4 protein-coding genes are annotated in these 6,588 nt (G+C 50.3%); all 4 read left to right on the top strand.

What is annotated here, in order from left to right; all coding sequences use genetic code 11:
* On the top strand, positions 1 to 463 hold a 463-nt coding region (locus DBY68_RS17930), incomplete at its 5' end, for a hypothetical protein (RefSeq protein WP_233503907.1).
* Positions 464 to 496: 33 nt separating this feature from the next.
* A complete protein-coding gene (locus DBY68_RS22825; RefSeq protein WP_146745481.1) occupies positions 497 to 829 on the top strand; it encodes a hypothetical protein in 333 nt (110 codons plus the stop codon).
* 341 nt (positions 830 to 1,170) lie between these two features.
* Positions 1,171 to 5,691, top strand: a complete 4,521-nt coding sequence (locus DBY68_RS17925; protein WP_158529128.1) for an autotransporter outer membrane beta-barrel domain-containing protein — start codon at positions 1,171 to 1,173, stop codon at positions 5,689 to 5,691.
* 167 nt (positions 5,692 to 5,858) lie between these two features.
* Positions 5,859 to 6,536, top strand: a complete 678-nt coding sequence (locus DBY68_RS17920; protein WP_108474494.1) for a hypothetical protein — start codon at positions 5,859 to 5,861, stop codon at positions 6,534 to 6,536.
* Positions 6,537 to 6,588: the final 52 nt, after the last annotated feature.

Genomic DNA, 6,588 nt, shown 5'->3' with positions numbered 1-6,588 from the left:
TTTCTCTTCTTATAAAAACGATTGGAATAATCCTCTTTTTTACACAATTCTGAGTATGCATAGACATGGTGAATATATTTTTTTAATGCTCCTGATAGGGCGTGGTTTCATTGTGAACTCAGATTTTTCCTGGTGTGTGAGGTTTATTATGGCTATGTATGATCGGGAAACGGAGACCATCAGGCTTACGCTCAGGTATCTATTGCTTGAGGATGACCAGGACGCCATTTTTTTGCATCTTGAAAGTATTTTTGAGCAATGTGATTTTCCGAAAACTGTGGAGATTATACTCCGTGATGCATTAAGGAAATTACGTAAGTCGGGATGCGTGGATGCTGAGGTTCTGGATACGCTTTTGTTAGCTTATGAGAAGATGAGTGGTCATAAATATGTAGAAGAATACATTAGCGAAAGAAATCAGCTCATTAAGGCAAACCAGCAGGATACGTTTTCTAGCCTGTGATTCGTTGCATTTATGTGCGTCAGGGAGGTGTCATTGATTGTCAGTAATAGGGATTGTTTTCCCGAGAATGACATTTATTTTTGTTTGGGCATAGCTGCACTTAAATCTGAAATGCAGAAAAAAGGACTTTCCTGTGATTACACATTTATTCATCTTACACGGCATACATTAGCTCAGGTACTACAGAAACTTCCGGAGGTACAAGGCAAGATCGTGATTGTTGCCAGCCCGATGTTAGTCCCGGTGGCGTTATGTTGGCAGGTTAAAACAAATAATATTACAGCCGTTTTAGACTCAACCAGTTCTGTACCTGGTATTATCCGTGCATTAACGCAAAGAACCTGTGCTTTGTGGACAGATGACTGATTGGGATTTTATTTTCTGAAATGGCAGAGCAGCTATTGCTCTGTTTATTAGCAGATATTCATTGTTTTTTACTTGCGGCCTGCTGCTGCGAGAAGACGGCTATTCATTTTTTAAACCATCACCATTAACAGTGAAGTAAGGGGAAACCCAAGGAGCTCTGTATGAGAACGATCCCACTCAGGCAAAAAAAGATAGCGATATATATTTCTCTGGCATTGATGTATACAGCATTGCAGGCACCTGCAGCCCATGCTGACATTTTTGAATATAATAATGTCCTTTATTATAGTGGTTCGGGCAATCCAAATGGTAATGGACGCGATTATACCAACTATGAGGAGGTGCGTGTAAGAACGGAAGCTGAGGGCACGGTTGCACCTTTGGCCGGATGGGCTATCTATCTGAATGATGGCTCAACCTATAAATTCAACGACCTTACGGTGAATACTTCGGGGACTGCTGCAGACGGGATCCATACTAAAGCGGGGGGCGGCTTCGTTGTTATACAGAACTATCAATCAGAAACAACGGGTTCCAGTGCTGATGGTATCAACCTGGGCCGAGAACTCAACAGCGGAATAAACCGCGCTGAAGTAACGATTAATGGTGATGCTAACATTGTCGCGAGCGGAATGGGGATCCGAGCTAACGCTTCGTCGGAAAATGAAAATGCAAAATCGACAATAACAATTAATGGAAATGCCGATATTACCACTACGACCAATGGTGGGGGAGATTCAGGTTATGCTGTATTCGCAGGTCAAGATACTGGCGTTGCTGCTCTCTTCAAAACGGCGAAAGGAAAGGCAGAAGTTTATCTTAATGGCGACAGTAAAATAAAAACCACGGGTAATAATGCGCATGGCGTCTATGCCAGGGGTTTAGGCATGATTTCACTGGGGAATGTTGATATTTCAACAACCGGTAATACCGCAAATGGCTTGTATGCTTCTTCAACAACCGCAAATAAATTAGCTGAAATTTATCTTTCTGGTGATGCTGATATCACTGTAGGGACAGGTTCAGCGATCTACGCAACAGGCGCATCGGCAATTATAAAATCCCATGATGTAAGCACCAGTACCGATGTTTCTGGGATTTATAACATTAATGGAAATATCCTCAGTGCAAGCAAAGCGCTGGTCTCTCTTAATATGGCAAATGGCAGCCAATTTGTGGGGGTGACGGATTCCAAACTTGGCTCTTCAACGGCAGGAACCCTCAACCTCTCTATGGATGGCGAGAGTAGCGTCTGGGAAATGACCGGGAATTCAAACCTCACGTCGTTGACCCTCGATAACGGTAGCACGCTACGCTATGGTGCGGTGGCTGATATCAATACCGCTGATTTTGTGCTGGGTGCAGGCGGAGGGGCTGTCGATACCAATGGTTTCGATAACACCCTTGATGAGTTGATTACCGGTTCCGGCTCTTTGAGTAAAACCGGGGAAGGCACGTTGATGCTGACTGGCATCAACGAATACGCCGGTGGCACAAATGTTGAGAAGGGCACATTACAGCTTGATGCGACCACAACCACCTCTCAGATCAACCTGAGCTCTGGCGCAGCAAACATTGCGCTTGAAGCCACGCTTGCGGCTCTCGCCGACGGCGAATTTACCTTTAACAACGTTCTGACCGGTGAGGGCACTTTACGCGCATCAAATCAGGGCGAAGCATTCCACTTCTCTTCAGATGTCGGCTCTGACTTTAAAGGGACTGTCGCGCTGGCCAATAACACCTTCGCCCTAACTGGCGACAACACGGCCGCTTTAACGCAGGCTACCCTGCAACTTGATGCAGGCAATATCACGACCGTGGGCGATGGCACTGCTGCGGATAGCCATCAACATATTGGCGGCCTGACTTTTAACGGTGGTAAGGCTATTTTCAATGCCGACGCGCCTGCGGACAAAACGGCCGTCAGCGTGATTACGGCGGACAAGCTTGATATCTCTGGTACTGGAACGGTACAGGTGAATGTGCCAGCAGAGTTTAATAATACGCAACCGATTCCTGATAGCCGACTACCGCTACTTGAACAGGACGATCAGGGTGCGGGTGTGAAATTAGTCAATGCTAATAGTGTGACCGGTACGGGCGGAAGCATTCAGTTAGTGGATCAAAATGGCGATGCAATCTCTGACGCGCGGACGTTGGATCTCAGCCAAAACGGGGTCAAAGTGGCCGAAGGCACCTATGATTTTGGCCTTACCGCCGGGGCCGCTTCCGATGGCTTATATGTGAACTACGGCCTGCAACAGGTCAATTTGCTGGGAAGCGGTGATGAAGCGTTGGTTCTGACACCTGCCGATGGCGCGACGGGGGCCGCGACCGATTTAGCCGCGAAGGTGATTGGCGTGGGCGATCTGGCAATTGCGGCTGGCACCGGACAGCAGGTGTCACTTTCCAACGGCAGTAATCGCTACACAGGTGAAACGGATGTGCGTTCCGGCACGCTGGTAATGGCAAACAATAATGTGTTGGGGCAAACCTCTGCGCTCAATCTGGCCGAGGGGACAGCAGCAGATATGCAAGGTCACAGCCAGTCTATCGGCGCGCTTAATACGGCGGCCGGAAGCCTGATGACTCTCTCGGGATCATTGACTATCACCGAGAGCCAACGCACAGCGGGTGATACGTTTGGCGGTGCAATTGAAACGGGAACGCTGGCAGGTGATGGCGCTCTGACCATCGACCCAGGTGTGGTGATGGTCAACGGCGATCAGACAGCTTATATGGGCGAGATTACGCTTAAGGGGGGGTCCGAACTCAAACTGAACACGGCAAGTGCTTTTAATCATGCCCAGGGCATTACCCTGACGGGCTCGGATGACACGCTCACCTTCGGTTCACTGAGTCAGGAAAATGCGGCATGGACTTCTTCACCAACGGGAACGGCATCGGTTGCGCTGGCGGGGGCGGGTAAAGTCCATACCCTGGCTGGGGCAGATGTTACGCTATCGGGCAATAACAGTACGTTTGCCGGGCTATTCCAGATTGATAGCGACGCTACGCTGCAGGCGTCTCAGGCAGAGAATCTGGGCACCGCTAACATCATTGATGACGGTACGCTGGTTTTCAACAATGCTCAGGACTGGTTGTTAGCGAATACCGTCACGGGCAGCGGGCTGGCGGTGAAAAAGAGTGCGGGAACGCTTAGCGTGGGTTCGTCCATGTCGGGCTTCAGCGGTATCACTCAGATTACGGCGGGTTCGCTGGTCGTTGGTGAGGAAGGCTCAGCGTCTTCTGAGCTGGGCGGCGATGTTGAGGTTACCGATGGCGGCATACTCTCAGGAACCGGCACCGTGGCTGGCGTGGTGAACAACGCAGGCGTTATCGCTGCTTACAACGCGCTCACCAGTCTTACGGGTTACGGGAGTTCAACAGGCGCGACCCAATTTAACCTTGGTACGCTGAATAATGCGGGCACCGTACAACTGGCAGGCTCCACGGTGGGGAATATCCTCACAGTCAGCGGTAATTACACGGGTGATAACGGTACCTTGGTAATGAATTCCGTACTGGGTGATGATAGCTCCCTGACCGATAAACTGGTTGTTATGGGGGATACCGCAGGGACTACGCATGTTGTGGTGAACAACGCGGGAGGCAGCGGTGCGAAAACGATTAACGGGATTGAAATTATTGAGGTGGTTGGACGCTCTGAGGGTGATTTCGTGCAGTCCGGGCGTATTGTTGCAGGCAGTTATGAGTACTTCCTTGGGCGAGGTACAGGGGGAAATGCCGCGAACTGGTACCTGACCAACACGCAGCCAACCGATCCGGTTGATCCCGACCCGGTAGACCCTGTTGACCCTGTTGACCCCGTTGATCCTGTAGACCCGGTAGACCCTGTCGATCCCACTGACCCGACAGGCCCATCCACATATCGCCCGGAAAGCGCTTCTTATATCGCGAACCTGGCGGCGGCAAATACGCTGTTCAACACCCGTCTGCACGATCGTTTAGGCGATACGCAGTACACGGATTTATTGACCGGCGAACATAAAGTGACCAGCCTGTGGTTACGTCAGGTTGGAGGACACAATCGCTTCGATACCGCGAAAGGGCAGCTTGAAACGCAAAGCAACCGCTATGTAGTGCAGCTTGGCGGAGATCTTGCTCAATGGAGTAGTAACGGGCTGGATCGCTGGCACCTCGGGATGATGGCCGGGTATGGTAATAGTAAGAGCAACACCAAATCCAATGTGACGGGCTATCGTTCGCATGGTCAGATAACCGGCTATAGTGTGGGCTTCTACGGCACGTGGTACGCGAATGAAGCGGATAAAACGGGCACCTATCTGGACAGTTGGATCCTTTACAACTGGTTCGATAACAACGTCTCCGGTCAAGGCCTGGCGAGTGAGAAGTATGACTCTGACGGCATCACCGCCTCAGTTGAAGCCGGTTACAGTTTCTTGCTGGGTGCGGATGATTCAGGACGTTCCAGCTATTGGCTGCAACCGAAAGCGCAACTGACCTGGATGGATGTGCAGGCGGATAACCATACGGAAGCAAACGGCACCCGTGTGAAGGACAAGAGTGAGGGGAATCTGCAAACGCGGTTGGGGATGAGGGCGTATATTAAAGGCCACAATGCCATCGACGAAGGAAAAACGCGTGACTTCCAGCCATTCGTTGAAGCTAACTGGATCTACAATTCGCAGACCTATGGCGTCAAGATGAACGGCGTCACCAGCTACCAGGAGGGCGCGCGTAATCTCGGTGAGCTGAAGGTAGGCGTGGAAGGGCAGTTGAATAAATACCTGCAGATTTGGGGGAACGTGGCACAACAAGTGGGCGACAAAGGCTACAGTGATACGCAGGGGATGCTGGGCATTAAATATGCATTCTGATAATAACGTGTAGCAGTATCAGCGGGCCGCACTCTCTTTGCGGCCCGTTTTTAATGGCTAAAGCGTGAAGATTTCACAGGTATTTTCTAATAAGGTAAAAATGCTTTAAACCGCAACCCGCCGCGCTATGCTGCCTGAAGAGACTGCTACGATTCGAAAGGACGCCGATGCAACCCCTGGCCTGGATATTCTGTGTCGCCCCACTTATTTTGACCTCTACACTTTCCGCCGCTGAAAAAAATGATTATTTCAAGCGCATTAGCTTTCACTCGCCCACCAATTCTGGTTTTCGTACTGCCAGTATTCTGAGTGTCGGTTTTACCGGCGCTACGGTGACCATGAGCAGCAATCATGAAGCGCTCAATCTGAACGATGTCGTCTTTAGCGTGGCGCATAACTGGCTGGAGATTCGACCCCATCAGGAAGGGCGAGTAACGCTGGTGATGAAACGGCAGCCACAGGCGCATGAACTTTCTAATACCCTGACGCTGCGTAACCGCAAGACGGGAAATACGCAACACTATCCTTTCGTTGTGAATAACTGGCTTGTCGGTGAGGGCACGGTCGATAATAATTTCTCTACCGCCCGCGAACGCTGTGAAAGGATCGGGGGGCGGCTATTAACCACACGCGAGTTTCGTGAGGTGTCGCGGAAATGGTTTGGGTTGAGTCAAGGCGCACTTAGCGAAAGGTATCCGCAAGCCACTCTTTTTCACCCACAGGCACAGGCAGGCGGCAGTTTCTGGGTGCATGAAGCCAAAGCGTTACACCTGCATACGGGAATTAAAAGCCATCAGCGAGGGATAAATACGATTTGTCGGTATGAATATGACGATACACCTTAGTTCGAAGATGCCACGCCATGATGAAGGCTCATAGATTGCTTCATATGGGCCT

Source organism: Pseudocitrobacter sp. RIT415 (assembly GCF_003057695.2).
Lineage (GTDB): Bacteria > Pseudomonadota > Gammaproteobacteria > Enterobacterales > Enterobacteriaceae > Pseudocitrobacter > Pseudocitrobacter faecalis.
This window is presented reverse-complemented; position numbering and strand designations above follow the sequence as displayed.